General features: G+C 56.8%; 21 protein-coding genes. 5 read left to right on the top strand and 16 right to left on the bottom strand.

The window, feature by feature from the left end; translation table 11 throughout:
- Window positions 1-116 precede the first annotated feature (116 nt).
- The 3 genes from flhE to flhB are packed head-to-tail and all read right to left on the bottom strand — an operon-like array spanning window position 117 to window position 3,728.
- Window positions 117-509 (bottom strand): flagellar protein FlhE, encoded by a 393-nt coding sequence (gene flhE / locus AC27FC_RS02150; protein WP_033145861.1) that lies wholly within the window; start codon window positions 507-509, stop codon window positions 117-119.
- A complete protein-coding gene (flhA, locus tag AC27FC_RS02145) occupies window positions 509-2,587 on the bottom strand; it encodes a flagellar biosynthesis protein FlhA (protein ID WP_033145862.1) in 2,079 nt (692 codons plus the stop codon). The genes flhE and flhA overlap by 1 nt, the downstream gene beginning before the upstream one ends.
- A complete protein-coding gene (flhB, locus tag AC27FC_RS02140; protein ID WP_033145863.1) occupies window positions 2,580-3,728 on the bottom strand; it encodes a flagellar biosynthesis protein FlhB in 1,149 nt (382 codons plus the stop codon). The genes flhA and flhB overlap by 8 nt, the downstream gene beginning before the upstream one ends.
- 503 nt (window positions 3,729-4,231) lie before the next feature.
- On the opposite strand from flhB, the gene AC27FC_RS02135 reads away from it, so the two are divergent.
- The 4 genes from AC27FC_RS02135 to AC27FC_RS02120 all read left to right on the top strand — a co-directional run bounded on the left by AC27FC_RS02135 (window position 4,232) and on the right by AC27FC_RS02120 (window position 9,347).
- Entirely contained in the window at window positions 4,232-4,807 is a 576-nt protein-coding gene (locus tag AC27FC_RS02135) for a fimbrial protein (RefSeq protein WP_094935603.1), read from the top strand.
- Window positions 4,808-4,936: 129 nt separating this feature from the next.
- Complete coding sequence (locus tag AC27FC_RS02130) at window positions 4,937-5,629, top strand: fimbrial biogenesis chaperone (protein ID WP_232960024.1); 693 nt, start codon at window positions 4,937-4,939, stop codon at window positions 5,627-5,629.
- Window positions 5,630-5,659: 30 nt separating this feature from the next.
- A complete protein-coding gene (locus tag AC27FC_RS02125) occupies window positions 5,660-8,179 on the top strand; it encodes a fimbria/pilus outer membrane usher protein (protein WP_487159833.1) in 2,520 nt (839 codons plus the stop codon).
- A 4-nt stretch (window positions 8,180-8,183) separates the two neighbouring features.
- The gene (locus AC27FC_RS02120; RefSeq protein WP_196354244.1) at window positions 8,184-9,347 is read left to right on the top strand and encodes a fimbrial protein; all 1,164 of its coding nucleotides are present in this window, start codon (window positions 8,184-8,186) and stop codon (window positions 9,345-9,347) included.
- Window positions 9,348-9,395: 48 nt separating this feature from the next.
- On the opposite strand, the gene cheZ is transcribed toward AC27FC_RS02120, so the two are convergent.
- The 11 genes from cheZ to AC27FC_RS02065 form a co-directional block, all read right to left on the bottom strand.
- The gene (gene cheZ, locus AC27FC_RS02115) at window positions 9,396-10,040 is read right to left on the bottom strand and encodes a protein phosphatase CheZ (protein ID WP_023312251.1); all 645 of its coding nucleotides are present in this window, start codon (window positions 10,038-10,040) and stop codon (window positions 9,396-9,398) included.
- 10 nt (window positions 10,041-10,050) lie between these two features.
- Complete coding sequence (gene cheY, locus AC27FC_RS02110; RefSeq protein ID WP_008500431.1) at window positions 10,051-10,440, bottom strand: chemotaxis response regulator CheY; 390 nt, start codon at window positions 10,438-10,440, stop codon at window positions 10,051-10,053.
- A 17-nt stretch (window positions 10,441-10,457) separates the two neighbouring features.
- The gene (locus AC27FC_RS02105) at window positions 10,458-11,507 is read right to left on the bottom strand and encodes a protein-glutamate methylesterase/protein-glutamine glutaminase (RefSeq protein ID WP_029741783.1); all 1,050 of its coding nucleotides are present in this window, start codon (window positions 11,505-11,507) and stop codon (window positions 10,458-10,460) included.
- A complete protein-coding gene (gene cheR, locus AC27FC_RS02100; RefSeq protein WP_023312253.1) occupies window positions 11,504-12,370 on the bottom strand; it encodes a protein-glutamate O-methyltransferase CheR in 867 nt (288 codons plus the stop codon). Before cheR ends, AC27FC_RS02105 begins: the two co-directional genes overlap by 4 nt.
- 19 nt (window positions 12,371-12,389) lie before the next feature.
- A complete protein-coding gene (gene tap / locus AC27FC_RS02095) occupies window positions 12,390-13,991 on the bottom strand; it encodes a methyl-accepting chemotaxis protein IV (protein ID WP_196354243.1) in 1,602 nt (533 codons plus the stop codon).
- Between the two features lie 44 nt (window positions 13,992-14,035).
- Window positions 14,036-15,703: a methyl-accepting chemotaxis protein II gene (gene tar / locus AC27FC_RS02090; RefSeq protein WP_045888837.1), complete on the bottom strand. Its 1,668-nt coding sequence runs from the start codon at window positions 15,701-15,703 to the stop codon at window positions 14,036-14,038.
- An 84-nt stretch (window positions 15,704-15,787) separates the two neighbouring features.
- Window positions 15,788-16,750 (bottom strand): Csu type fimbrial protein, encoded by a 963-nt coding sequence (locus AC27FC_RS02085; RefSeq protein ID WP_033145871.1) that lies wholly within the window; start codon window positions 16,748-16,750, stop codon window positions 15,788-15,790.
- Complete coding sequence (locus tag AC27FC_RS02080) at window positions 16,747-19,131, bottom strand: fimbria/pilus outer membrane usher protein (RefSeq protein ID WP_196354242.1); 2,385 nt, start codon at window positions 19,129-19,131, stop codon at window positions 16,747-16,749. The genes AC27FC_RS02085 and AC27FC_RS02080 overlap by 4 nt, the downstream gene beginning before the upstream one ends.
- On the bottom strand, window positions 19,107-19,862 hold the full coding sequence (locus AC27FC_RS02075; RefSeq protein ID WP_196354241.1) for a fimbrial biogenesis chaperone: 756 nt from the start codon (window positions 19,860-19,862) through the stop codon (window positions 19,107-19,109). The genes AC27FC_RS02080 and AC27FC_RS02075 overlap by 25 nt, the downstream gene beginning before the upstream one ends.
- Before the next feature lie 16 nt (window positions 19,863-19,878).
- Window positions 19,879-20,427: a Csu type fimbrial protein gene (locus AC27FC_RS02070; RefSeq protein ID WP_039263671.1), complete on the bottom strand. Its 549-nt coding sequence runs from the start codon at window positions 20,425-20,427 to the stop codon at window positions 19,879-19,881.
- A 12-nt stretch (window positions 20,428-20,439) separates the two neighbouring features.
- Window positions 20,440-21,012, bottom strand: a complete 573-nt coding sequence (locus AC27FC_RS02065) for a Csu type fimbrial protein (RefSeq protein WP_023312260.1) — start codon at window positions 21,010-21,012, stop codon at window positions 20,440-20,442.
- Between the two features lie 429 nt (window positions 21,013-21,441).
- On the opposite strand from AC27FC_RS02065, the gene AC27FC_RS02060 reads away from it, so the two are divergent.
- Window positions 21,442-22,707: a dicarboxylate/amino acid:cation symporter gene (locus AC27FC_RS02060; RefSeq protein ID WP_033145875.1), complete on the top strand. Its 1,266-nt coding sequence runs from the start codon at window positions 21,442-21,444 to the stop codon at window positions 22,705-22,707.
- 104 nt (window positions 22,708-22,811) lie between these two features.
- Here the strand turns inward: AC27FC_RS02060 and cheW are convergent, their stop codons facing one another.
- Window positions 22,812-23,315, bottom strand: coding sequence for a chemotaxis protein CheW (cheW, locus tag AC27FC_RS02055; RefSeq protein WP_023312262.1), 504 nt, complete (start codon window positions 23,313-23,315; stop codon window positions 22,812-22,814).
- Between the two features lie 19 nt (window positions 23,316-23,334).
- Window positions 23,335-25,371, bottom strand: coding sequence for a chemotaxis protein CheA (gene cheA, locus AC27FC_RS02050; RefSeq protein ID WP_087822798.1), 2,037 nt, complete (start codon window positions 25,369-25,371; stop codon window positions 23,335-23,337).
- Window positions 25,372-25,375: the final 4 nt, after the last annotated feature.

The following is a 25,375-nucleotide window of genomic DNA, read 5'->3' as shown; positions in this document are numbered from 1 at the left end:
GAGTACCGTCACGCGCGTCACTGATTTATAAAACAGCGTTTCTATTTGATCAAAAGGTGAGGTCAGTTTTGAGAGCCAGCCATCAAAATTGCTGATGGCTGGTGAAAGGCAGGGTGTTAGCGGTAGTTCACGATGACAGAATTACTCTGTACTTTCAGCGCCGGGATTAAACGTCCCCCGCCCGGCACTTCCCAGATGAAACGCAAAGGTTCAATGGCCGGTACGCCGTTGAACGCCTGTGTCGTGCCATTTTCGCCATCGATTTCCGTGCAGCGCGTCTGAGAACAGAGGCGCACCCGCAGCCCTGCGGGCGTTGGGCCAATCAGCCGGTAATTCCAGACCACAAGGCCCATCTGACCGGAAACGCCTTCAGAAGGCGACAGCGGGTTAGATGACATAGCAACGCCCCGGTTGCTGAGGGTCACTCCCATGCTGCTTGCCTGCCAGGTGCCTTCCCCGGCAGCGTGCGCCGCCAGCGGGAAGAACAAAATCCAGAGCCATTTACGCATTATTTTCCTCCGATCGTCGCGGTCATGCGGATGTGACGGTTATCCGACAGCTCCATATTCGACAGCACGACCAGCTGGTTCAGGCTACGACGCAGGAAGCGCGACAGCAGCGGACGCAGCGCATGGTTCACCAGCAGCACCGGCGGCGCGCCCAGCATCTCCTGGCGCGCCAGCGCCTCCTGCGTTTGCGCCAGCAGACGGTCCGCCAGGCCCGGCTCCAGGCCGCCCCCGCCCTGCAGGGCCTGCAGCAGCAGGCGTTCAAGCGGCGTATCGAGGCCAATGACCTGCACCTCTCCGGTTCCCGGGAACCACTGCTGGGTGATCGCACGACCCAGCGCCACGCGTACCACCGCCGTCAGCTCGTGCGGATCGCTTTGTATCGGCGCATGCTCGGCAAGGGTTTCGAGAATGGTGCGCATATCGCGGATCGGCACTTTCTCTTCGAGCAGGTTTTGCAGCACCTTGTGCAGCGTGGTTAAAGTCACCACGCCCGGGACCAGATCTTCCGTCAGCTTCGGCATCTCCTGCGTGACGCGGTCAAGCAGCTGCTGCGCTTCCTGACGGCCAAACAGCTCTGCCGAAAATTGCCCGATCAGATGATTAAGATGGGTCGCCACCACGGTACTGGCTTCAACAACCGTATAGCCCTGGATTTGCGCCTGCTCTTTCAGGGCACTTTCAATCCAGATAGCGGCCAGGCCAAAGGCCGGATCGATGGTTTGCTCGCCCGGCAGCGTGCCTGCGGCGGTGCCCGGGTTAATCGCCAGCCAGCGGCCCGGATAGGCATCACCGCTGCCAATTTCGACCCCTTTCATGAGAATGCGGTAGCGCGCGGGCGGCAGGTCCATATTGTCGCGGATGTGTACAACCGGCGGCAGGAAGCCCATATCCTGGGCGAATTTTTTACGGATACTGCGGATACGGCCAAGCAGCTCGCCATCCTGCTGGAAATCGACCATCGGAATCAGGCGATAGCCCACTTCCATTCCCAGGGAATCTTCCAGCTGAACGTCGTTCCAGGTCGCTTCGACGGCCTGGGTATTCTCCGGCATTTTTACCTGAACAGGTTCCGCTGCCGGTTTGATTTCACGGCCACGCATCCACCAGGCAAGCCCCAGCAGACCCGCCGTAAACAACAGGAAGACGAGGTTTGGCATCCCCGGCACCAGGCCGAGCAAACCCAGAACGGCAGCGGCCAGCAGCATAACGCGCGGGTTGCTGAAGAGCTGGCCCACCATCTGCTCGCCAACGTCCTGATCGGTACTCACGCGGGTTACAATCACACCCGCCGCCGTGGAGATAACCAGCGCCGGGATCTGCGCAACCAGACCGTCACCAATGGTCAGCAGCGTATAGCTTTCCGCCGCGTGCCCCATGTCCATCCCGTGCTGCAATACCCCCACCAGCAGGCCGCCGACCACGTTAATCACCATGATCAGAATGCCCGCGATGGCGTCACCGCGCACAAACTTGCTCGCACCGTCCATGGAGCCGTAGAAGTCCGCCTCCTGCGTCACTTCCGAACGGCGTTTTTTGGCTTCATCTTCGGCGATAAGACCGGCGTTCAGGTCGGCGTCGATCGCCATCTGCTTGCCCGGCATCCCATCCAGCACAAAACGCGCGCCCACTTCCGCGATACGCCCTGCACCTTTGGTGATAACCATAAAGTTGATGATAACGAGGATAACGAACACCACGATACCGATAGCGAAATTGCCGCCCACCAGGAAGTGGCCGAACGCTTCCACCACTTTACCTGCCGCTGCCGCACCGGTGTGACCTTCCATCAGAATGATACGCGTGGACGCCACGTTCAACGCCAGTCGGAGCAAGGTGGTAAACAGCAGAATGGTCGGGAACGCGGCAAACTCCAGGGTACGCTGGGTGAACATCGCCACCAGCAGCACCATAATGGACAGCGCAATATTGAAAGTGAAAAGCAGATCGAGGATGAATGCCGGGAGCGGCAGTACCATCATCGACAGAATTAGCAGGATCAGAATCGGCCCGGCAAGGATTTGCCATTGGGTCGATTTCAGGTTGCCGGGCAGGCGCAACATTGCCACCAGATTAGCCATCAGTGTCCTTCTCGTTCATAAAATCCAGCGCGGCAGGCACCGGAAGGTTTTCAGGTTTCACAGGCCGCTGACCGCCAGCCAGACGCCAGCGCTTCAACTGCCACACCCAGGCCAGCACTTCCGCCACGGCGGCGTAAAGTTGTCCCGGGATCTGTTGTCCGATATCCGCATGGCGGTACAGCGCACGCGCCAGCGGAGGGGCTTCCAGGATCGGCACGCGGTTTTCAGTACCAATTTCCCGGATACGCAGTGCGATCAGCCCCGCCCCTTTCGCAACGACTTTCGGCGCGCTCATTTTGTTTTCGTCATAGCGCAGCGCAACGGAATAGTGTGTCGGGTTGGTGACGATGACGTCGGCCTTCGGCACATCGTCCATCATCCGGCGACGGGCGGCGGCACGCTGCATCTGGCGGATGCGCCCTTTCACGTGCGGGTCACCTTCCATCTGCTTATATTCGTCACGGATATCCTGACGCGACATGCGCAGCTTTTTGAAGTGGGTATAAAGCTGGAAGATCACGTCAAAACCCACCATCGGGATAATGCTGAGCACCACCAGCAGCGCGCAGAGCCCGACCAGATTCAGCGCGTTGCTCATCGCGGTGAGCGGCGACTCGCTGATAAGACGCATCATTTCCGGCCAGTGGTACCAGAGGTAAAACCCCGCGGAACTGCCCATCAGCACCGATTTGAGAACGGCTTTGAGCAGCTCAGCCCCGGTCTGCGCAGAGAACATTTTCGCGATACCCGGCAGCGGGTTCAGTTTGGAAAATTTCGGTTGCAGCGATTTGGCACTAAAAACCAGGCCGCCGAGCATCACCGGAGAGACCAGCGCGACCAGCACGACCCCGGTTATCAGGGGCAGCAGCGCGACCATGGCCCCTTTAATAAGCTGAATAATCTGGCTGAGGATCAGATTCGGATCGTTGACCATGCTGTGGTCAAAACGTAACCCGGTGGACAACATTCCCGCCAGCTTGCGGGCGAGCGACTCCCCGCCCCACCAGATAATGCACACCCCTACGATAAGGATCAGCAGGGAGGTCAATTCTCGGGATCGGGGGATCTGCCCTTCCTCACGCGCTTTTTCTAGTCGGTGGGGTGTGGGGGCTTCCGTTTTGTCGTCGTTCTCTTCTGCCACAGTGCATGCTCAGCCCATTACGTCACGGGTATCATGCCAGCACCGCCTTTCATCAATGGGTTGATAAACCCCTATAACCGGGTCTTTTTATCCAGTTTAAGCCCCCCTCTGCAATTCGGGTGAGTGAAAAGAGGGCAAGGAATGTTCGAACGAACATTCTCCAGCTTTTGTGATGTGTTTCATATTACAAAATGAATTAAGCGCAGTTTTAAAGAACATTTGCTCTAAAATATCCCGAAAAAAAATTAACATAACCGTCGATTTTAACTACCTGGTATTGCAGGAATGATATAACTATGTAAATTCAATAATTCAGAGCCATTAAAATTATATAAATCATTACCCCACAAAATCCAAAAATGGATAAATCTGTATAACATTAATCCTGATACTCCCTTACCCGCAGAAAATTAAATGTTATAATTTCACGCGACATAATTTACTTTCCACCAGAAAGCAAAATGCATGCCAGATAATTATTTTTACTTAAAGGAACATTTAAGATGGATTTAAAAAAGAATATTATTGCGGGCTTAGCCCTTGCAACACTGTCGATGAATGGTTTCGCCGCAGAAATGAATGCTGGCACTATTCACTTCACGGGTGAAATTATCGAATCAAGCTGCACCATTCAGGGTGACGACGGCACGGACAGTACTATACCACTGGGTACCTATCCTACATCATTGTTTAATACCGTTGGGAAGGAGACCGCACTTACGGAGTTCTCCATTACGCTGGCGAACTGCCCGTTAACAAGCGCTGGGCTTCCGGCTGTTCAGCTGACCTTTAACGGCCCAACGACCCTGACCAAGACCAAGACGCTGCTGGACGTCAGTAAAATTACCACCACGGGCGAAACCGCGGCCACCGGTATCGGCATTGCCGTCAGCCCGGCGGGTAAAGATGATAAGCTCATCACGATGGATGGCGCTGAAGGGCAGATCTATATCGAACTGGCGACAAAATCCGAAGATACGATTAAAGCTGATTTTAATGCCCGCTATAAATCATTTGCAGATGCGGTTACCGCCGGTCCGGCAGATGCTGATATGACGGTAAATATTCTTTACCGTTAATAATCGTATTACTGATATTCATAACATATATATTTAGGCGTCATGACATTTAAGGAGTCATGATCTGATAATAGTCCGGACTCGGACTATTATCATTTCCCTTCAACCTCCTTTATTAAAGGTTTCACTATGCGCATTTTACTCCAGGTCTTATTATGCATCCCTGTTATTGCAAGCACCTTTTGTCACGCAGCAGGTATTCAGATCGGTCGCACACGCATAATCTACGATGCCGCGAAAAAGGAAGTTGCCCTGCCCTTACAAAATAATGATAAAGAGCTTCCATGGTTAATACAGTCATGGACGGATACAGGTGATGGCAAAACGCACGGACCGTTTATCGTGACACCGCCTCTCTTTCGGCTCGATCCGCAAAAAGAGCAAAGCCTGCGTATTACCTGGAACGGGACAACCTTAGCAGGCGATAAAGAATCTCTGTTCTATATGAACGTACGAACCGTTCCTGCCACGGCTACGGATGAGGGAGACAAAAACGTCCTGCGGTTAATCTATAAAACGCGTCTGAAACTGTTCTGGCGCCCAGTCGGACTGAGCGGTACGCCCTATGAATCCTGCAAAAACCTGCGCTTCGCGCGTCATGGTCAGCAGCTCACTGTCATCAACGAGGGGGCATTCTACAGCGTCTTTGATTCACTTGCGCTGGGAGCGCGCAAAGTGGAGAAAGCCGACATGGTTGCCCCTAAATCCCGCGCTGACATTCCTCTTCCTGACAATGCTCAGGGAACGAGCGTCACCTGGCGCTGCATAACCGATTACGGCAATGCTTCCGAAAAATACACCGCCACCCTGGCGCAGGATTAAAAAACCGCGATGATGACAGGACGTAATGATATGTCATACGAGCGGCTCTTTAGACCGAATCCGCTACTTCGCTGCCTTGGCGGTGTCTTGCTCATCGCGAGCTTCTCGACGCTGGCCCGTGAGTATCGTTTCTCACCCTCATCGCTTGAAGGAGACATGCTGGCCCAGCAGGATATCGACCTTTCACTCTTTTCAAAGTCGAATGCTCAGCTACCCGGCACCTATTCTTCACGAGTGCAGGTGAACGAACACCGCCTGAGCACCACCAGTATCGCTTACGTCAGCTCCCCGGAAAGGTCACTGATACCGCAGCTCACACCGGATATGCTGCGGGCAGGAGGGGTTGCTATCGACCAGTATCCCGACTTGCTTGCATTACCCGCCAATAAGGCTTTGCCTAAAGATATCAGCAACTATATCCCCCAGGCCTCCGCGCGGCTTGATTTTTCAACCATGACATTAGCGTTGAGTATTCCTCAGGCCGCGTTAAGGGGTACCGGTCGCGATTACATCGATCCTTCGCGCTGGGACGACGGTATTCCCGTGTTGTTCAGTGACTACACTTTCTCAGGATCAAAAAATAAGGAGAGCGGCGACAACAGCGCCACCAGTCAGTATCTGAATTTGCGCACCGGCGCCAACCTGGGTGGCTGGCGAGTGCGCAACTATTCAACGTGGAGCAATTCAGAGAATGAAAACCTGTGGGAAAACATCAATACCTTCCTCCAGCATGACGTTGACGCCCTCAAGGCACAGTTCACGGCCGGAGAAAGCAACACGCGGGGCGAGGTATTTGATAGCTTACAGTACCGGGGCGTTAACCTTGCGTCGGATGAAGAGATGCTTCCCTACAGCCAACGCGGCTATGCCCCTGTCATACGCGGCATCGCCAGTTCAAATGCGGAAGTCTCGGTGCGCCAGAATGGCTACCTCATCTATCAGCAAAATGTCGCGCCGGGCGCGTTCGAAATCGACGATCTCTACTCCACGACCAACAGCGGCGATCTGGACGTTACGGTGAAAGAGGCTGACGGCACCGAGCATCGCTTTACGCAGCCCTACTCCAGTATCGCGGTTATGCTGCGGCCTGGGCGTATAAAGTACGAAATGACAGCAGGCCGTTATCGTGCTGAAAGCGGGAGCGACCAAAAGGAACCCGATTTTTTCCAGGGCAGCATGATTTACGGTTTAAATAACCTTCTCACCTGGTTTGGAGGGTTGACGCTCTCGAAAGACTATAACGCAGCCAATACCGGTGCCGGTCTGGCGCTCGGGCCGCTGGGCTCGCTGTCCGCTGACGTTACCATGGCCGACACCCGGCTAGACGATAACAGCCAGCATACCGGCCAGTCATGGCGTTTGCTTTATACCGGTAAGCTGGATTCGACCGATACCAACTTCAGCCTCGGCAGCTACCGATACTCCAGCCGCGGGTATTACAGCTTTGCCGACGCCAACCAAAAGCATGACGGCCACGAAGACGATCTGCAGTTTCGTTACAATAAACGCAACCGCATTCAGGCCAGCGTTAGCCAAACCGTTGCTGGGGTGAGTCTGTATCTTAACGGTTATCAGCAGGATTACTGGGGCACCTCTAAAAAAGAGCGCAACCTGTCTCTGGGATTCAATACCGTTGTTTCCGGCACGAGCTATCACATTGCCTATACGTACAGCAAAACCAACGGCGACGAGTCTGACAGGATGGTTTCTTTGGGATTTAGCATTCCTCTCGCCAGATGGCTGCCACGCGCCTGGAGTAGCTATAACATCAGCAACACTAAAAATGGCTATACGCGGCAAAACGTGGGCCTCAGCGGCACGCTTCTGGAGGATGAGGGTCTGAGCTACTCGTTGCAGCAGAGCCACTCCAACCACGACGGGGAAGATATCAGCAGCGTCTATGGCAGCTACCGCTCGCAATACGCCAATCTGACCGCCGGATATTACGCTTCCACCGATCACTCTCAGCAGCTTAACTACGGCATTAGCGGCGGTATTGTTGCCCATCCTCAGGGCATCACGCTGGCTCAACCTTTAGGAAGCCAGTTTGCTATCGTCAACGCCAACGATGCTTCCGGCGTCCGTTTCCTGAACCAGCGGGGTATTCAGACCGACTGGCAGGGTAACGCAGTCATTCCATCGCTCACGCCGTACCAGGAGAATAATATTCGTATTGATACCTCGAGCCTGCCGGAAAATGTGGACAGCAGCGATACCGCCATCACCGTCATTCCCTCGCGCAACGCGGCGGTGCTGGCCAGATTTGACGCCCACACAGGCTACCGGATGCTGATCACCCTGAAGCGTCCAAACGGTCTCCCCGTTCCGTTCGGCGCCATCGCGACCAGTAGCGACCCGGTGATGAGCGGCATTGTCGATGAAACCGGCACCGTCTATCTGGCAGGCATTGGAGAGACCGCGCAGCTCACCGTGAAATGGGGCAACGGCATGGGCCAACAGTGCCGCGCCAGCATTACGCAACAGTCAGCTAACCAAACCGAAAGCCCTAACGGTATTCGCTCGGTTAGCGAGCTTTGTCAGCAGGAATAAGCACATGACAACTATATTCAAGAAACGGGCCGTCTGGGCTTCATTGGGCACAGCATTGAGCCTGGCCGCAACCAGCCCGTGCAGGGCCGCGACTTTACTTCATAACTGCTTCAGTGCGCCGCAAGCCTACACCACGTCGTTCGATCATGAGTTTTCGTCCAGCGAAAATATTGCCAATCATGACTATGATGTGCCAAATCATCTGGTCGGCAATGGCCCGGTGATAGTGGCCAACTGCAGCTGTCCCGGAAATATGTTTTCTTCGAGCATGGTCTATGAAAAAACGTTTGCCGGAAGCCCGCTGAATCCTGGAACAAACGGATACGGCTTTTTGACAGAAAAGATCGATGCCGATATCACCGCCTATGCGGATGCAATCAACTCTCCGGACGGCACTTCTTTGACCCCGTTACCTGTCAATGAATACCCGACGTCCAGAGGTAATATGCGTAGCACTACCGAGAATGCACTCGCCAAAACGGAGGGAAATGCCAACGTTTGCAATAGCAGCACCCAGCCGAGCAACGCCGCTGTCATAAAGCGTAATTTCCGCTGGAACGTCGTTGCGATCCTGCTTCACGTTAAAAAACCCATCCTGGGTCAAGAGGTGATCCCTTCGACGATCGTCGCGCAAAACTATGCCTGCCTCTATTTCGGCACGGGGACAAGCTGCGATCCCGGGCAGGCAGAACAGGTCTCTGATATCTGGTTTAGCGGCACGTTATCTGCGCCGCTAAGCTGCACCATCAACGCAGGCAGCACCATTGAGGTTGAGTTCGGCAGCATCGTCAGCAAGCAATTCGTCATTAAGGGGCAACCGCCGAAACGCTATGCTATCAAAAACGTTGATATTGCCTACCACTGTGATGATAACGCAGTGGGAAACACGGACCGGATAAAGCTCACGCTGACCGCAGATCAGGGGGTCGCGGACAGCAGTACGCCGTACATTGCAAAACTTCTGGACAGAGACGACCTCGGGGTGCGTGTATATGATGAACACAGTCAGAACGTCGCGCTGGACGGGACCTATGAGTTTCCGGTGACGATGGACGCGCAGGGAAACGGTGTGGTCAAAATTCAGGCTGTACCGGTCAGCACGACCAATGCCTCTCCGGCCCCGGGCCGCTTTGAAGGTAACGTGACGGTGAAGATGGATCTTCGCTAACCGAACTACCCTCAGGTTGACGCCGCAGCCTGAGGGTAATCAGAACTATCAGAAGCCGAGGCTGTCCAGCAGATCGTCTACCTGATCCTGGCTTGCCACAACGCCCGCCTTGCTGGCGTCGAGCTGTGGACCATTGAGCAGGCTTTCGTTCTCGCGTTTTGGACGGGCTGCCGGTTCAGGGATGTTCTCCAGCAGAACCATCAGCAGCTGACGCTCAATCTCCTGGATAACATCCATCATGCGCTTGATCACCTGACCGGTCAGGTCCTGGAAATCCTGCGCCATCATGATGTCCAGCAGCTGGGCGTTGGTGAAGCTGGTGTGCCCCGGCACATCCCCCAGGTACTGACGGGTATCCGTCACCAGCTCGCGGGCATCCGCCAGCTCGATAGGGTTCTCAAACCACTCGTCCCAGCGTTTGCTCAGCGCTTTCGCCCCCTTTTCCATCGCATCCTGGTGCGGCTGTGACGCTTCAACGCTGTTCAGCGCACGTTCCGCGGCCTGAGCGGTCATCTGCACAACATAGTCCAGACGATCGCGGGCATCAGGAATGGCTTCCGCCGCTTCGGCAATCGCCTGATCCAGACCCAGCTCACGCAGGCTGTCACGCAGCATGCGCGTCAGGCTGCCGATGCGGACGATAATATCGCTCGGCGAGTGTTCTTCAACGGGTTTCATAGCAGGTTGCAACATTTCCATCACCTCACATGCCGAGTTTCTCGAAGATCTTACCGAGCTTCTCTTCCAGGGTTGCCGCGGTGAATGGCTTCACCACATAGCCGCTTGCGCCCGCCTGTGCAGCGGCAATGATGTTCTCTTTTTTCGCTTCTGCAGTAACCATCAGAACCGGCATAGACGCCATTCCGGCATCGGCACGAATGGTTTTCAGCAGTTCCAGACCGTCCATGTTTGGCATGTTCCAGTCGGAGATAACAAAACCAAACCCGCCAGCCTGCAGTTTGTTCAGCGCATCAACGCCGTCTTCTGCTTCTTCAACGTTGTTGAAGCCCAGCTCTTTCAGCAGGTTGCGCACGATGCGACGCATGGTGGAAAAGTCATCCACAACCAAAAACTTAAGCTCTTTATCCGCCATAAAATAATACTCCTGAGTCAAATACGTATTGCCTGTCCGGCACTGATTTTCGCCAGCATCTGCTGGCTTACCTGGCTAAGATCGACCACTTCGCTCACGCCACCCATATTGATGGCCTCGCGCGGCATGCCGAACACCACACAACTTGCTTCATTCTGCGCAATCGTCCAGGCGCCAGCCTGGTGCATTGCAAGCATTCCGGCGGCACCATCGTTGCCCATCCCCGTCAGGATCACCCCAACGGCGTTGCGCCCCGCATGTTTCGCCACCGAATGAAACAGCACATCCACCGACGGACGGTGCCGGTTGACCGGCGGTCCGTCATGAATTTTGATTTGATAGTTAGCGCCGCTGCGCGACAGCTCCATATGCTTGTCGCCCGGGGCGATATAGGCATGTCCCGGGAGCACGCGCTCGCCGTCTTCCGCCTCCTTCACGCTGATCTGGCACAGCTTGTTCAGGCGTTCGGCAAACGAACGGGTAAAGCCTGGCGGCATATGCTGAGTGATCAGAATACCCGGACTTGAAAGCGGCAATGGCTGGAGTACATGACGAATTGCCTCTGTTCCTCCGGTTGACGCTCCAATAACCAGCAGTTTTTCCGAGCTGAGTAAGGGACCGGCCTTCAGGGTCGCAGGCGCGGCCAATGGCGTATGGGCAGCAAGCTTCGCCCGCGACGCGGTGCGGATCTTCTCCGCAATCATTTCGCTGTAGGCCAGCATCCCTTCGCGAATGCCAAGCTGCGGTTTGGTGACAAAATCCACCGCCCCCAGCTCCAGCGCGCGCAGGGTGATTTCCGATCCTTTTCCGGTCAGGGAGGAGACCATCACCACCGGCATGGGCCGAAGCCGCATTAATTTTTCGAGGAAATCTATGCCATCCATGCGCGGCATCTCGACATCCAGCGTTAGCACGTCGGGGTTATATTTTTTAATTAAATCCCGCGCTACCAGAGGATCGGGCGCAGTCGCCACCATCTCCATGTCGCTGTGGCTATTGATAATTTCAGTCATGATCTGACGCATCAGCGCTGAATCATCGACAGACAACACCCTGATTTTACTCATGCTTTTTCCTTACTCAGCGCATATACCGTTTGCCCACGCAGGCTAAACTCACGCGCGAGGTTGCTGAAGTTTTCCGAGTGCCCGGCAAACAGTAAACCGTCAGGCTTGAGCAACGGAACAAACCGACGCAAAATGTCCTGTTGCGTCGTTTTATCAAAATAGATCATGACGTTACGGCAAAAAATGGCATCGAACGGCCCCGGCACGTTGTACTGCTTATCCAGCAGGTTAACGGGCGCGAATTCGACGCAGTTCGCCAGCTCCTGGCGTACGCGCACCAGGCCTTCATGCGGGCCCGTGCCGCGCATGAAATAACGCTGCAGCTGCTGCGGCGACAGCGTTTTCAGTTCATCCTGGCGATACACGCCGTTACGCGCCTTCTCCAGCACCTCGGTATCGATATCGCTGGCGTAGACTTTCCAGCGTCCGGGCGTCATGCCCAGGGTGTCAGCAAGGGTGATCGCCAGCGAGTACGGCTCTTCACCCGTCGAGGCGGCCGCGCTCCATACGCGATACTCCCCGGTGCGACGGCGGGCGTGCTCGGCCAGGACCGGGAAGTGGTGAGCTTCACGGAAAAACGCCGTCAGGTTGGTGGTTAACGAGTTAATAAAAGCCTGCCATTCTGCGCTGTTCTGGTTCGCCTCGAGCATGCTCAGATAGCGGCCAAAATCATCCAGCCCCAGCGTACGCAAGCGCCGCACCAGACGGTTGTAGACCATGTCCCGCTTATGATCCGCAAGCACGATCCCCGCACGCTGGTAGATTAACTGACATATCCGACGAAAATGCGCGTCGGACAGCGCGAGGCGCTGTGTCATCTGCAACAATAATGACGTTTGCCCAGGGGGCATTGGTGATGTCATAGCGCCTTCTTAATTACATTCAGGATACAACTGGCACGGCCTGCGACCGCCCGACTTCTGTTACTGTTTCAACGTGCTCTTTCACATTAAATACCGCGACCAGTCCGGTCAGACGATCCGCCTGGCTGGCCAGCTGATCGGTTGCCGCTGCCGCTTCCTCGACTAACGAGGCGTTCTGTTGCGTCACCTGATCCATCTGGCTGACGGCCTGGGCAACCTGCTCAATCCCGCGACGCTGTTCATCCGACGCAGAGGCAATCTCGCCCATGATGTCGTTCACCCGCGTCACGGAGGTGACGATCTCGTGCATGGTTTTCGCCGCCGTATCCACCAGCGTTGAGCCCTGCTGAACGCGCGAAACCGACTCTTCGATCAGGACCTTAATTTCTTTCGCCGCGTTGGCGCTGCGGCTCGCCAGGTTACGTACTTCCCCCGCCACCACCGCAAACCCGCGCCCTTGCTCACCGGCGCGCGCCGCTTCCACGGCGGCATTCAGCGCCAGAATGTTGGTCTGGAACGCGATACCGTCAATCACGCTGATGATGTCACCAATTTTCTGCGAGCTGGTGGCAATCTCCTGCATGGTGCTGGCGACATGGGACGCCTGGTCGCCGCCTTTCTTCGCCGTCATCGCCGCCTGTTTTGACAGATCAGACGCCTGACGCGCGTTATCGGCGTTCTGGCCTACCGTCGCGGTTAACTGCTCCATGCTGGCCGCCGTCTGCGCCAGCGAGGCCGCCTGCTGCTCGGTGCGGGACGAGAGATCGTTGTTCCCCGCAGCAATCTCAGAGATCCCGGTGTGCATGGCATAGCTGCCCTGCCGCACGTCGCTCACCGTTTCCCGCAGCGATCCCTGCATCGCCTTCAGGCTGGCAAAGATCGCCGAAATTTCGTTTTTGCCGAACACCGCGACCGGACGCGCCAGGTCCCCTTTCGCAATGCTGTCGAAGTGGCTGCTGATAATCGCCAGCGGCTGCACAATCATTCTGCGCGACCAGAGCAGCGCCCCGCCGGTTAGCAGCCCTGCCAGGATCACCACCACGGCAAAGATGACGCCCGACATGTGATAGCTTTGACGGCTCTGGTCACCGGCACGCTGAACAGACTGGTTAATATCCTGCTGCCACGCGTTAAAGCTGCCGTCAAACGCCGCCTGAGACGCCTGAACCGGTGCAGTCATAAAGTCCGAAAGCTGGTTGTTCTCAAGCCACGTCGCCTGGTGGTCCAGATCGCTGTACCACTGCTCAAAGTTCGTCTTCATGGCGGCCTTCAGCGCTTTCTCTTTCTCTCTGTCGGCGGCCTGCGCCGTAAAGGCTTTAAACTGTGCGTCAGCCTGCTTCAGACTGTCGCGCGCGGTCGCCATCAGCGCTTTAATGTCATCCGGCGGATAACTCAGCGCGGTTAAGGTTCCCGCCTTGTTCAGCGCAGTGCTTGCCTGCAACAGCACGGCACGCGTTTGTGCCAGTGCGGAGCGCTGCTGATTACTCGCCTCAACTTCCTGCAAATTCTGATAGCCATCGCGAAACGCCCAAAAAGACAACCCGTTACTGCCAACCTGCAACACACCGCAAAGGATCAGAATCAAAAACAGTGTGGTCGAGATACGAATACGATTTAACATCCACGCTCCCATCAAGCGGCAAGCAGCCGCGGTTTAATTGTCAGTCAAAATGTTTCCCAGTTTTCATCTTGTCCGGTCGTCGCGGTGCGCGTACGGTGTGCAGCCGATTCAGCGGCTGGCGCGCGATACGTCGCCTGCGGGGTGACCGTGTTTCCAGCGAGTGAAGCGAGACGAAACGCCGAGACGGCCATCTTCAGACGGCTCGCCTGGTCTTCCAGAGCAGCGGCCGCCGCAGCGGACTCCTGCACCAGCGCGGCGTTTTGCTGTGTCACGCGATCCATTTCCGATACCGCCAGGGCAACCTGGTCGATACCACGACTCTGCTCATCGGACGCAGAGGCGATTTCACCCATGATGTCCGTCACGCGGGTGACGGCATTCACGATGTCATTCATGGTCTCCCCGGCGCTTTCCACCAGCACGGAGCCGGTATCCACGCGGGAGACGGAATCTTCAATCAGCGACTTGATCTCTTTTGCCGCGTTGGCGCTGCGGCTGGCCAGGTTGCGCACTTCCCCGGCCACCACGGCAAACCCGCGCCCCTGTTCACCCGCGCGCGCCGCTTCCACGGCGGCGTTCAGCGCCAGAATGTTGGTCTGGAAGGCAATGCCGTCGATGACGCTGATGATGTCGGCGATTTTCTTCGAGCTGTCGGCGATTTCGTGCATGGTTTTCACCACGCCATCCACCACGCGGCCGCCGCGCTGCGCCGTCTCGGAGGCGCTTTCTGCCAGCTGAGACGCCTGGCGGGCGTTATCGGCGTTCTGCTTCACGGTCGCGGTGAGCTGCTCCATGCTGGCGGCCGTCTCTTCCAGGGCGGACGCCTGCTGCTCGGTACGGGATGAGAGGTCGTTATTCCCCATCGCAATTTCGCTGGTGCCGGTGTAGATAGCCTCCGACCCGTTACGTACGTTGGCAACGGTTTCGATTAACGAACGCTGCATATGGTCAACGCTGTTTGCCAGCTCGGTGATCTCATTGCGCCCGGAAACGGTCAGCGTTTTGGTCAGGTCACCGCCGGCAATTTCACGAATGTGGGCAATGACGCGGCCGAGAGGGTTCAGCAGGATATGGCGAATGCCGTACCAGACCGCGACCAGCACAATGACCAGCGCCAGCGCCATCACGGCCATCTGCCATTTTGCAAAGCGGTAGTCATTCTGGCTTGCCGTAAAGGCCGAGTGATAGAGATCGCCACTGACCTTCGCGTATTCCCCCAGCGCCGCGCCGAGTGCGTTTTGCATCCCCTGCGTTGGCTGCGCGAAATAGGCGTCCATATTGCCGCTCTCCAGGAACTGAATCAGCTCTGTCAGGCCGGTATGGTAGGCATTGTATTTTTCATCGATATTCTGGCTCACCTGCTCCATAGCAGGCTGCGGGGCGATCTTTTTGAAGGCGTCGTAGTGTTTCGCGGCGTCAGCGAGGGTGGCACGGGCATTTTTCAACAGATCGGTTTTCGCGCTGCTCTGCTGATTGTTGGGGTCCATCATCATGCGCGCGGACGAGCGGCTCAGGTTGATACGCGTTTGCAGCATCAGATCCCACGTTGAGGTGAGTTCACTCTGCTGCAGGCGGAGATCGTTCGAGGCCGCGAAGCTGTCCTGGTTCTGTTTTAATGACGAGAAAAAAAGCCCGCCGGAGATGAGCTGAAGAAGTGCGAAAATGACCAGCACCATCATGAGCATTGTGACAACGCGGATACGGTTCAACATACAACACCTTCTCATAGATTTATTAACGGTGTTATCGGCACAGCCCACAGGAACTTTACATTTGCGAAAGGGAAAAGCGCGGGGTTAAAACGCCACGTCGACAATCAGCGTGTCGGTGTAGGTTCCGGCGGGCGGCGTGGCCTGATTGGTCAGGACTTTAGCGGTGTAGTTGTAGGTGCGCAGTAAACCGTCGGTACTGACCTGGGACGATACCGCGCTGGACCAGCGCTCGCTGCCGCTGCCGCCCCAGCGGTTACCGGTGGCTTCCTTATAGATGTCGTAGCTCATGGCGTTGCTGCCGCTCACCATCCGCCGCACGTTGTTCAGCGCGTTGGCACCGTTATTAATGCCGATGGTATACGAACTTCCTTTGGTACAGGTGACGGCAATCGCCTGCGAGACGGTGGGGAAACTTTGCACCAGCGGCGCGCTGTTGAAGTTCACATCTGGCGTGGTCATGGCGCTGCAGTCGTTGGTGACGGTCATATCCAGCAGGATGGTGGTTGTCGCGGTTCCCGTCTGATTGATTGTGCAAATGCCGAGCGCGCCGACGGAGCACACGCTGTAGTTAATGCTGAAGGTTAACTGCACCTGATATGGCCCGGCAGTGACGTTTTGCCCGGCGACGGTGCGGAAATAGAGCGGAATGTTGTACTGCTTTGACCCCAGCAACCCCAGCAGGGTACTCCCGCTCCAGGTATACGATTTACTTATCTGTACCTCGCTGCTGCTCGCGCATCCCGATAACCCGCACAGCCGGGTGGGGATCACGTCGGTGATGGCCGCATTATCCGTGCGTTTCATCGTGGCCCGGCTGCTGCCCGAAACCGATGCCGCGGTGTAGGTCAGCGTTACCGAGTCGCTGGTCAGCAGATTCAGTACGGCATCGCAGGCCACCACCAGCGTGCCGGTGGTTTGAACTTCTCCGGTTCCGCTAAGCGCGAACGAGGTGACGCTGCCAAACGACGCATTAACCGTACTGACGGTACACGCCGCCCAGCCGCCGCCGGAGAACAGCAGCAGGATGAATAGCAGCAGGCGCGTCATGGCTCCTCCCGGCAAACCAGCGGCCCGTAGGTTTTCAGCTTGTGCTCCGGATTGGCCCCCACGGTCAGGGTAGTCTTACAGCGCCTCCCGTCAGGTGCGATCACCTCCAGCGGGTTCACATCGCTGAGATTTTCCAGCCAGGCGATGCCGTCATACCCCACCACCGCATTGCTGCGCGAGGTGCGTCGAACCTGGCTTCCCACCGGCAACGCCTTCCCGCGCACGTCATGCAGAATAACGCTGGCCACCCGTTCCTGCTCCATCGGGAAATCGACCAGATAGCCGCTGTGGCGCCGAATCGCGATCCGCCGCTCGGTCTCTTTCAGACGGGTATCCGCCGGCAGATTCAAAGTATCAATCCGGTAGCTTGCCGGGTAATACGCCGACACCCCGCTGACCAGCAGGTAGCCGTTGTTATTGGTTTTACCGACGGGCTGGTTCTCATAGCTGACGGGCACGTCCGGGTGCCCATCGGTACTGATGACCACAAACGCATCGTTGATCTTATTCGCCGCGAACAGCTCGCCGTCCATCAGCACAACGGCGCCCATCGCCTCGCCCCACCAGGTCATGGTATCCCTTTCGCCATAGCCGCCGCCCTGCAGCTCGATGTTGTTATTGCGCCAGCCCAGCGTACCCTGTTGATAATCACTGGATCTTGACTGGTTGGCCCAGGCCATGTTCCAGCTGAACCCACCGTCAGAAGGCATGGAGTGGTTGTAGTTAATGCGCTGGGTACTGCCTGCATCCGGGGTGTTTTCAACGGTGACGGCAGCGCTGTCGCGCGCCCCCAGCGGCACCTGCAGCGACAGCGCGACCGTCCAGTCTCCCCGCTGCCGATCCCGGCTGCCGGCCAGGTAAATGCTGCTCGCTCCCCACAGGTTTCGGCTCCAGGAGAGATTGAGCAGCTCGGTTTTTTGGCTGTCAAAACTCTCCACGCCGATCCAGGCCGCACCGATGTTGCCGTACCGTCCCAGATTGAAGGTCAGCGAATACTGGTCCGTATTACGGCTAAAGCTGGCGATGGGCTTATCGTTTTCGTCATATACCGTCGGCTGATCGTAAAGGGCCAGATTGCCAAAGCCGCGGTCGCGACGCGTGTGCTGGGTGGCGACGCTAAACTCGCTGGTACTGTACTGGTAACCCCAGTTGATTTGCCCGCCCGCATCACCGCGCATGCGGCTTTGCGAGTAAGAGGTATTCACCACGCCAAACTGGCCGAGTTTTATCACCGTCCCCGCACCGCCCAGCGCCAGCTCCTGCGCCCCTTCCGCGTGGCCCTCGAGGGTTAGCCAGTCCGTCATTCCGTAGCGATACGAGCCGCTGCCGGCTGCCGGACCGTAGTCAAAATTCTTGATACCGTAATTACGCCGCAGGCTGCCGAGCGTCACGGCGCCGTCGCTCAGCCCTTGTTTGAGCAGGTCGCTGGTGACGTAAAACGGTAGCGTGGTGCTTACCTGGCGCCCCAGCGCATCCGTTGTGACCAGCACCGCATCCCCGGCGCCGTTGATATAGGGCAGATTAGTCAGGGTGAAGGGGCCCGGCTGAAGCTGGGTTGAGCCGGAGCGATAGCCGTTGATAAAAAGATCGACCGAAGTGGGTACCGCGGCTTCCCCCGCGAACTCGGGCAGCGGCCATGTCACCAGGTCAGGACGCAGGGAGAAATCCCGCCCGACGCTTATCCCCCCCATCCGCACGCTGGAGCTCCAGCTCAGGGCATCGCTGATCACGTCCCCGGCGCTCCAGCTCATCGCGTCATCTTCGTTAGTGAACAGCAGGGTCGTGTCATAGCGGACATACCCTTCCTGCTGGCCGTCGTTACCGGTGAAATTTTCCCGCGCGTAACCGGTCGAGGAAAACGAGCCGTTCTCGTTGAAGTAGCGGAACTCATGCCAGATCGACGCCTGACCGCCGATATGTTCCGTGTGGTTGGTGTAGAGATCGTAATTCAGCAGCGCCCCGCGCCCGTAGTGCGGTTTGGCCTGCGCCGCTTGCGCGCTGAAAGGCGTCACGCGGGCCGTCACCCAGTCGCGGGGAACGTTAAGCAGCAGGCGCTGCGCGGCGCTGTCGTACTCCACCCGAACCTGAGCAAGCGAGGAGAGATTTACCTCGCCGGTGGGAACATGCGCCGGGGGCAGCCCCGCGCGCAGCAAATCGGCGCTGGAGATAAAGAAAGCGCCTTTACGCTGCGTCACGGGCACGACCAGGCCGGTATCGTAGTGATTGACCACGATGGCCAGCTGGAAAACCGCTTCATCATTTATCGCCTGTGCCTGGGGAGGCGGCGGTAAACTGTCGTCGCCGGGCCCGGCCAGGGTCGCTGAACTGACGCATAGCAGTATCATCATCGCCGGCTTCAGTTGACGGGCGTCGACTGCCATTGTTCGTCCCTGGCATTAATCTGCGCGCTCATCCGCTCTGGCTGACGAATGCCAGCGGGTATAGGCCAGCTGCGGGTGCTGCCCGGCAGGACGTAACCCAGCAATCCCTCCGCCACCGTGCGTTTCTGACCGCCCTGCTCCAGCGCCACCTGGCTCAGCCTGACGTGAACATCACCCCGATTTTTGACCTCCAGCGCAGGCTTTCCCTCCGCCTGCGTCACCCGCCAGCTCAGGTTTTGGGTCTCCGCCAGCGCGTGATGCGCGCCCTCTTTGATGGTCGGGATCCCCTGTCCATATACGAACAGAGGGATGGAGTAACGCATCTGCAATTTCAGGCCGATGGCGGGTTCGGCTTTGGCATCTGGCTGGGGAATTTCATCGACGATAATGCGATAGGCCTGTTCGACCCCAGCGGGAACCGAAGCCTGTTTGATAAGGCGAATAAGCTGCTTGCTGCCTGTGCCAATCGTGACGATGGGCGGGCTGGCGACCACGTCCTGCTGCGCGGTATAGCGCTCGTGTCCGTCCTCCTGCTTCCAGCGCACGATGCGGACCTGCATCGTCGTGGCGCTATTTCCCTGGTTCTGGATCCACAGTTCCGTGGCGTTGGCGTCTGCAGCAAGCCAGGGATCGATGGGCCAGAGCAGGATGGTGGCCGCCGCCTGCGCCTGGCCAGCAACCGCCATTCCCAACGCGCCCGCCAGACAAACCGGTCTAAAAAATGGCTTCATCAACACTCTCCCTTTATTACCATGACAAGGTCACGGTGAGCTGATCGGAATAGGTTCCCGCCGGGCTAAACCCGGTCAGTAGCGCCACGCCAAAAAGCGGCAGCGCGATGTTATTGCTGTTGGTATAGGTCACCGCTATCGCCTGGTTGACCCCAATTTCGCTGTTCGCGGCCAGCGAGCTGCTGCTGTAGAGCCGGTATGGCACCATATCGACGCCGTTCGCGCGCTTCATGCGGCGAACGGATGAATAATTTTGACCGCCATTAATGCTCATGCTCAGCGCCACGCCTGGCGTACAGGCAATAGACAACGCCCCGTTTGGCACAAAGCTGGTGCTCACCGGCGCGCTCTCGACGCCGTTATGGCTGCCAAAATCCAGCGTACCGAGAAGCCCTCCGCTACCGGTGGCCACCGCGCATCCCGGGACAATCGTCGCGCTGACCTTAAACGACTGGGATGTCACCGCATCCGCCGTGGGCATCGTGAGCAATCCGACGATCAGCGCGAAAAAAGGCTGCACGCGTCCCTCTGCGCGTTTGCGCAGACCTGTGAGAGATGCCTTCATGGCGGTTCGGGACTAGTAGGTGACGCTGACGTTAATCGTGTCGGTGTAGGTTCCCGGAACGACCGTCACGCTGTTACCGCCGCCGGTAATCCGTCCGTAGAGGGTGTAACTGTCCACCCCTCCGGCCGTAGACGCGATCGGCAGCGCGGCGTTATTGGCAATCACGGTGTTAAACCCGCTGTCGCTGTACAGGCTGTAAGCCACGCCCTGTGCCGCGTTGGCCGTATTCACCAGATAGCGTTCAGGCGTGCCCGGCGAACCGACAACCGAGCCGGGCGCGGTGGAGTGGGTATTACCGGTGATCGCGACCGTATAGCTGGCGGTCGTACATTGAATGGTGAAGGTGTTTCCGCCGCTGGCGCCGCTCAGCTGCGTCGTAAGCGTGGAAAAGGTTGCCGGATGGGTACCGAAATCGAGCGTGCCGAAGTTAATACCACTCTGCGCGGGCGAGCCGTTTATCAGACACCCGTTTGTCAGCGTCAGCGTTGCACCGATGGTGCCGCTGCTGGTGACGGCCAGCGCCTGATGGGCCGTTGTCGCAGCCAGTAAGGTGCCTGCGCAGATCAAAAGAAGTTTTCTTTTCATTTACCACCCTCCAGAAGACGTCTCCGTTCCCTTGCCACATTTTATTTTTGTCGTTCAAGATGTTAGCCCCGCTTAACGTTCCTCTGAGGGGGTTATTGAGAATTTAGTTTATGGATATCGCTTCGACCACCAGCCCGTTAACGCATAAGGCATATGTCTTATTGACTCAATTTTCTTATAAATAACAGAAAGTTAAATTAATTCAGGCAGCGATTTTATTCTATTCGGGGAGAATATATCCATTAAAGTGTGACGACGATCACAATATATCGTCAGCGCATTAGAAACAAAATTAATAAAAATTAAAAAGGAGTTGTATCCCCCTACACTTTGCGTCAATTTATGTGCCGAATAATTTCCCGCATCGTAATAAAAAATTTATATGTATCGACGCGGGCTACATCTGAAGCGCATAGAGGGTCTTTTTTCGTGGCAAGTGCAAACAAACTCACACTCTTCATCGTGATATTCATGCTGGCGGGTATTCTTTCAGGGGCAGCAATTCATGAGTACGCATCTGCGGATGCCATCAAAGCCTGGTCGGATAATATTACCCTTCTGACCGATATTTTCCTCCGTCTGATCAAAATGGTCATTGCACCCTTGGTCTTCAGCACGCTCACCGTCGGCATTATGAAGCTGGGCGAAACCTCCACTATTGGCCGCGTTGGCGGCAAAGCGATGGTGTGGTTTATCAGCTCATCCGTGCTCTCTATTCTGGTTGGCCTGTTCATCGTCACGCTGGAGCATCCGGGAAGCGGTCTGAACCTGACGGTTCCGACAGAAGCGGTGGATACCGGCCTGGCCGTTGGCGGCATGACGCTGAAAGCGTTCCTGTCACACACCATTCCGACCAGTATCGCGGGGGCGATGTCGAACAATGAGATCCTGCAGATTGTGGTGTTCTCAATGTTCTTCGGCATCGGCGGCGCGTCGCTGGGGCAGAAATTCAACGCGCCGCTGGTGGCCGCGCTGGATGTGGTTTCCCATATCATGCTGAAGGTAACGGGTTACGTGATGTACGTTGCTCCGCTGGCCATTTTCGCGGCGATTTCATCCGTCATTGCCACGCAGGGTCTGGGCATTCTGCTGAACTACGCCTCCTTTATTGGCGGCTACTATGTTGCCATTCTTCTTACCTGCATGGTGCTGCTGGCCGTGGGTTACATGGTGCTGAAAAAAGAGGTGTTTCGCCTGGTCAGCATGCTGAAAGATCCGGTCCTGGTGGCCTTTACCACCAGCAGCTCTGAAGCCGCCTACCCGAAAACGCTGGAACAGCTGGAGCGCTTCGGCTGCTCGCGCAACATCGCCTCTTTCGTTCTGCCGATTGGCTACTCGTTCAACCTGGTGGGTTCGATGGTGTACTGCTCTTTCGCCTCGATGTTTATCGCTCAGGCGTACAACATTCACCTGAGCTTCTCTGAAGTGACGGTGCTGATGCTGACCCTGATGCTGGCGTCGAAAGGGATTGCCGGCGTACCGCGTTCTTCACTGGTGGTGCTGGCAGCAACCATTCCGAGCTTTAATATTCCGGTGGCGGGTATTCTGCTGCTGATGGGGATCGACCACTTCCTGGACATGGGCCGTTCCGCAATTAACGTGCTGGGGAATGGTATTGCGACCGCGATGCTGTCGCAGAATGAAGGCGCACGGGAAGCGGAAGCTGAAGCTGAGCTGGTAAAGCAGGAAGCGTAAGGTGAAAAAAAGGGTGAGGCCTGATGCCCTCACCCCTGCCCTCTCCCACAGGGTGAGGAAGCAAACACAAAAAACGGCAACCTGGGTTGCCGTTTTGCATTTACCTACGCTACGTGACTCGCGGCGATATCCAGCAGCGCCATCTCATCGCTGTTCAGCAGCTTCTCAATGTTCACCAGAATCAGCATACGCTCGCCGAGCGCGCCCAGGCCGGTCAGGTATTCGGTCGACAGCGTGACCGCAAACTCCGGCGCAGGACGAATTTGGTCAGAGGTCAGGGAAAGCACATCAGATACGCCGTCCACCACGATACCTACCACGCGCTGCCCCAGATTCAGAACGATCACCACGGTGTTGTCGTCGTAGTCAACGTCGCCCTGGCTGAACTTCACGCGCAGGTCCACGATTGGCACAATGACGCCACGCAGGTTGGTGACACCTTTAATAAAAGCAGGCGTGTTAGCGATGCGGGTAACCTGGTCGTAACCACGGATTTCCTGCACTTTCAGGATATCGATGCCGTACTCCTCATCGCCTAAAGTGAATACCAGGAATTCCTGCCCTGATGGCTCGCCCGCCAGTTTCGTTACATTACTCATACCGGTCATGTTATTACCTTCTACTTAATCAGGCGGCTGTGTACGCCACACGTTGTTCACGATTTAATCCCTGAAGCGCCGACACATCGACGATCAGCGCCACGCTACCATCACCCAGAATGGTGGCGGCAGAAATACCCGGCACTTTGCGGTAGTTACTTTCGAGGTTCTTCACTACCACCTGGTGCTGACCAATCAGCTGATCGACCAGCAGCGCGTAGCGGCGGCCCGCGCTTTGCAGGATCACAACGATGCCCTGCGTGGCCTCTGTCTTCGCCCCGTCCACTTCGAACACTTTCCACAGCTCCACCAGCGGCAGGTACTCACCGCGCACTTCGAGCACGCGCTCGCCGCCCGCCAGCGGATGCAGATCTTCTTCACGCGGCTGCAGGGATTCCATCACGGCGTTCAGCGGCAGGATAAAGACTTCGTCCGCCACTTTGACAGACATGCCGTCGAGGATCGCCAGCGTCAGCGGCAGCAGGATGCGAATGGTGGTGCCAGAACCCTGTTTAGACTGGATCTCAACGTGGCCGCCCATCTCCTGGATGTTACGTTTCACCACGTCCATGCCTACGCCGCGTCCGGACACGTCGGTCACCTGCTCTGCGGTAGAGAAGCCCGGCGCGAAGATGAGCATGCCCACTTCTTCGTCGGTCATGTTTTCATTGACCGCCATCCCCTGCGAAATCGCTTTTGCAAGGATGCGCTCGCGGTTAAGACCCGCGCCGTCGTCGGTCACTTCGATGCAGATGTTCCCGCCCTGGTGTTCAGCAGAGAGGATCAGGTTACCGACCGGGGATTTTCCGGCGGCAATGCGGTTTTCCGGCAGTTCGATACCGTGGTCGAGGCTGTTACGCACCAGGTGCGTTAACGGGTCGATAATGCGCTCGATCAGGCTCTTATCCAGTTCGGTTGAGCTGCCCATCAGGGTTAGTTCAATCTGTTTATTCAGCTTGCTGGCAAGGTCGCGAACCAGACGCGGGAAGCGGCTGAAGACATATTCCATCGGCATCATACGGATGGACATGACCGATTCCTGCAGGTCGCGGGCGTTACGCTGCAGCTGGCCCATGCTGGTGATCAGATCGCCGTGCGTGACCGGGTCCAGTTCGTTAGAACGCTGGGCCAGCATCGACTGGGTGATCACCAGTTCGCCAACCAGGTTAATCAGCTGGTCGACCTTCTCAACGGCAACGCGAATACTGGTTGACTCGCTGGAGCGCGCGGCAGGCTTTTCACCACGGCCAGGTGCCGCGGCCTCTTTTGGCACGGCCTTCAGCGCCGGAGCCGCAGGAGCCACAGCCGGTGCGGCGGCCTGAGCGACAGCGGCCACCTCTTCCGCAGCGGCAGGGACGTCAACCGCGGCCGTTTCGGTTTCGAAGGCGATCTGGTCAGCTTCAATCACAAAGCACAGTACCGCCACGATATCGTCCTGGCCAATACCGTCATCAAGCGTCGCGGCAAGGCTGTCTTTGCCTTTTACCACGTTGCTTAACTTCGCCAGGTTACCCAGCTCTTCTTCCAGCAGGTTAACTTCACTCTCTTTAAGGCGTGACAGCACAACGCGCAGTTTGCCCGCTTGTGCAGCGGCTGGCGCGGCCTCGTCGGCAGCAACCGCATCGACAACGCTCAGTTTCGCCGCAGGGACAACGGCTGCAGCGACTTCACCTTTTGCTTCCAGGGCGAGCTGGCGCAGCGCATTGCAGATGTATTCAAAGCTGGCGGCATCAGGCTCTGCCGAACTTTTATAGGCGTCGAGCTGTTCCTGCATAATATCTTTGGTTTCCAAAAACAGGTTGATAATGTCGGTATTGAGCTGCATCTCACCGCGTCGTGCTTCATCAAGCAGGTTTTCCATTAAATGGGTCGTTTCCTGCAGGATGGTAAATCCAAACGTTCCGGCTCCGCCTTTAATAGAGTGCGCCGCACGGAAGATGGCATTGAGCTGCTCGGAGTCCGGTGCTTCGGGCACCAAATCGAGCAAGTGTTGCTCCATATCGGCCAACAATTCGTCGGCTTCATCAAAGAATGTCTGGTAAAAATCGCTAATATCCATGCTCACGCTA

The sequence above is a fragment of the Enterobacter sp. C3_dUdeg genome, assembly GCF_057536195.1.
The sequence above is the reverse complement of the archived record's forward strand: the minus strand, read 5'-3'. Positions and strand labels throughout refer to the sequence as shown.

Bases quoted from the DNA above. Each gene is read 5' to 3' on its own strand.
- flhE (WP_033145861.1), bottom strand. From the start codon at position 509: ATGCGTAAATGGCTCTGGATTTTGTTCTTCCCGCTGGCGGCGCACGCT.
- flhA (WP_033145862.1), bottom strand. From the start codon at position 2,587: ATGGCTAATCTGGTGGCAATGTTGCGCCTGCCCGGCAACCTGAAATCG.
- AC27FC_RS02135 (WP_094935603.1), top strand. From the start codon at position 4,232: ATGGATTTAAAAAAGAATATTATTGCGGGCTTAGCCCTTGCAACACTG.
- AC27FC_RS02130 (WP_232960024.1), top strand. From the start codon at position 4,937: ATGCGCATTTTACTCCAGGTCTTATTATGCATCCCTGTTATTGCAAGC.
- AC27FC_RS02125 (WP_487159833.1), top strand. From the start codon at position 5,660: ATGTCATACGAGCGGCTCTTTAGACCGAATCCGCTACTTCGCTGCCTT.
- AC27FC_RS02120 (WP_196354244.1), top strand. From the start codon at position 8,184: ATGACAACTATATTCAAGAAACGGGCCGTCTGGGCTTCATTGGGCACA.
- cheZ (WP_023312251.1), bottom strand. From the start codon at position 10,040: ATGTTGCAACCTGCTATGAAACCCGTTGAAGAACACTCGCCGAGCGAT.
- cheY (WP_008500431.1), bottom strand. From the start codon at position 10,440: ATGGCGGATAAAGAGCTTAAGTTTTTGGTTGTGGATGACTTTTCCACC.
- AC27FC_RS02105 (WP_029741783.1), bottom strand. From the start codon at position 11,507: ATGAGTAAAATCAGGGTGTTGTCTGTCGATGATTCAGCGCTGATGCGT.
- cheR (WP_023312253.1), bottom strand. From the start codon at position 12,370: ATGACATCACCAATGCCCCCTGGGCAAACGTCATTATTGTTGCAGATG.
- tap (WP_196354243.1), bottom strand. From the start codon at position 13,991: ATGTTAAATCGTATTCGTATCTCGACCACACTGTTTTTGATTCTGATC.
- tar (WP_045888837.1), bottom strand. From the start codon at position 15,703: ATGTTGAACCGTATCCGCGTTGTCACAATGCTCATGATGGTGCTGGTC.
- AC27FC_RS02085 (WP_033145871.1), bottom strand. From the start codon at position 16,750: ATGACGCGCCTGCTGCTATTCATCCTGCTGCTGTTCTCCGGCGGCGGC.
- AC27FC_RS02080 (WP_196354242.1), bottom strand. From the start codon at position 19,131: ATGGCAGTCGACGCCCGTCAACTGAAGCCGGCGATGATGATACTGCTA.
- AC27FC_RS02075 (WP_196354241.1), bottom strand. From the start codon at position 19,862: ATGAAGCCATTTTTTAGACCGGTTTGTCTGGCGGGCGCGTTGGGAATG.
- AC27FC_RS02070 (WP_039263671.1), bottom strand. From the start codon at position 20,427: ATGAAGGCATCTCTCACAGGTCTGCGCAAACGCGCAGAGGGACGCGTG.
- AC27FC_RS02065 (WP_023312260.1), bottom strand. From the start codon at position 21,012: ATGAAAAGAAAACTTCTTTTGATCTGCGCAGGCACCTTACTGGCTGCG.
- cheW (WP_023312262.1), bottom strand. From the start codon at position 23,315: ATGACCGGTATGAGTAATGTAACGAAACTGGCGGGCGAGCCATCAGGG.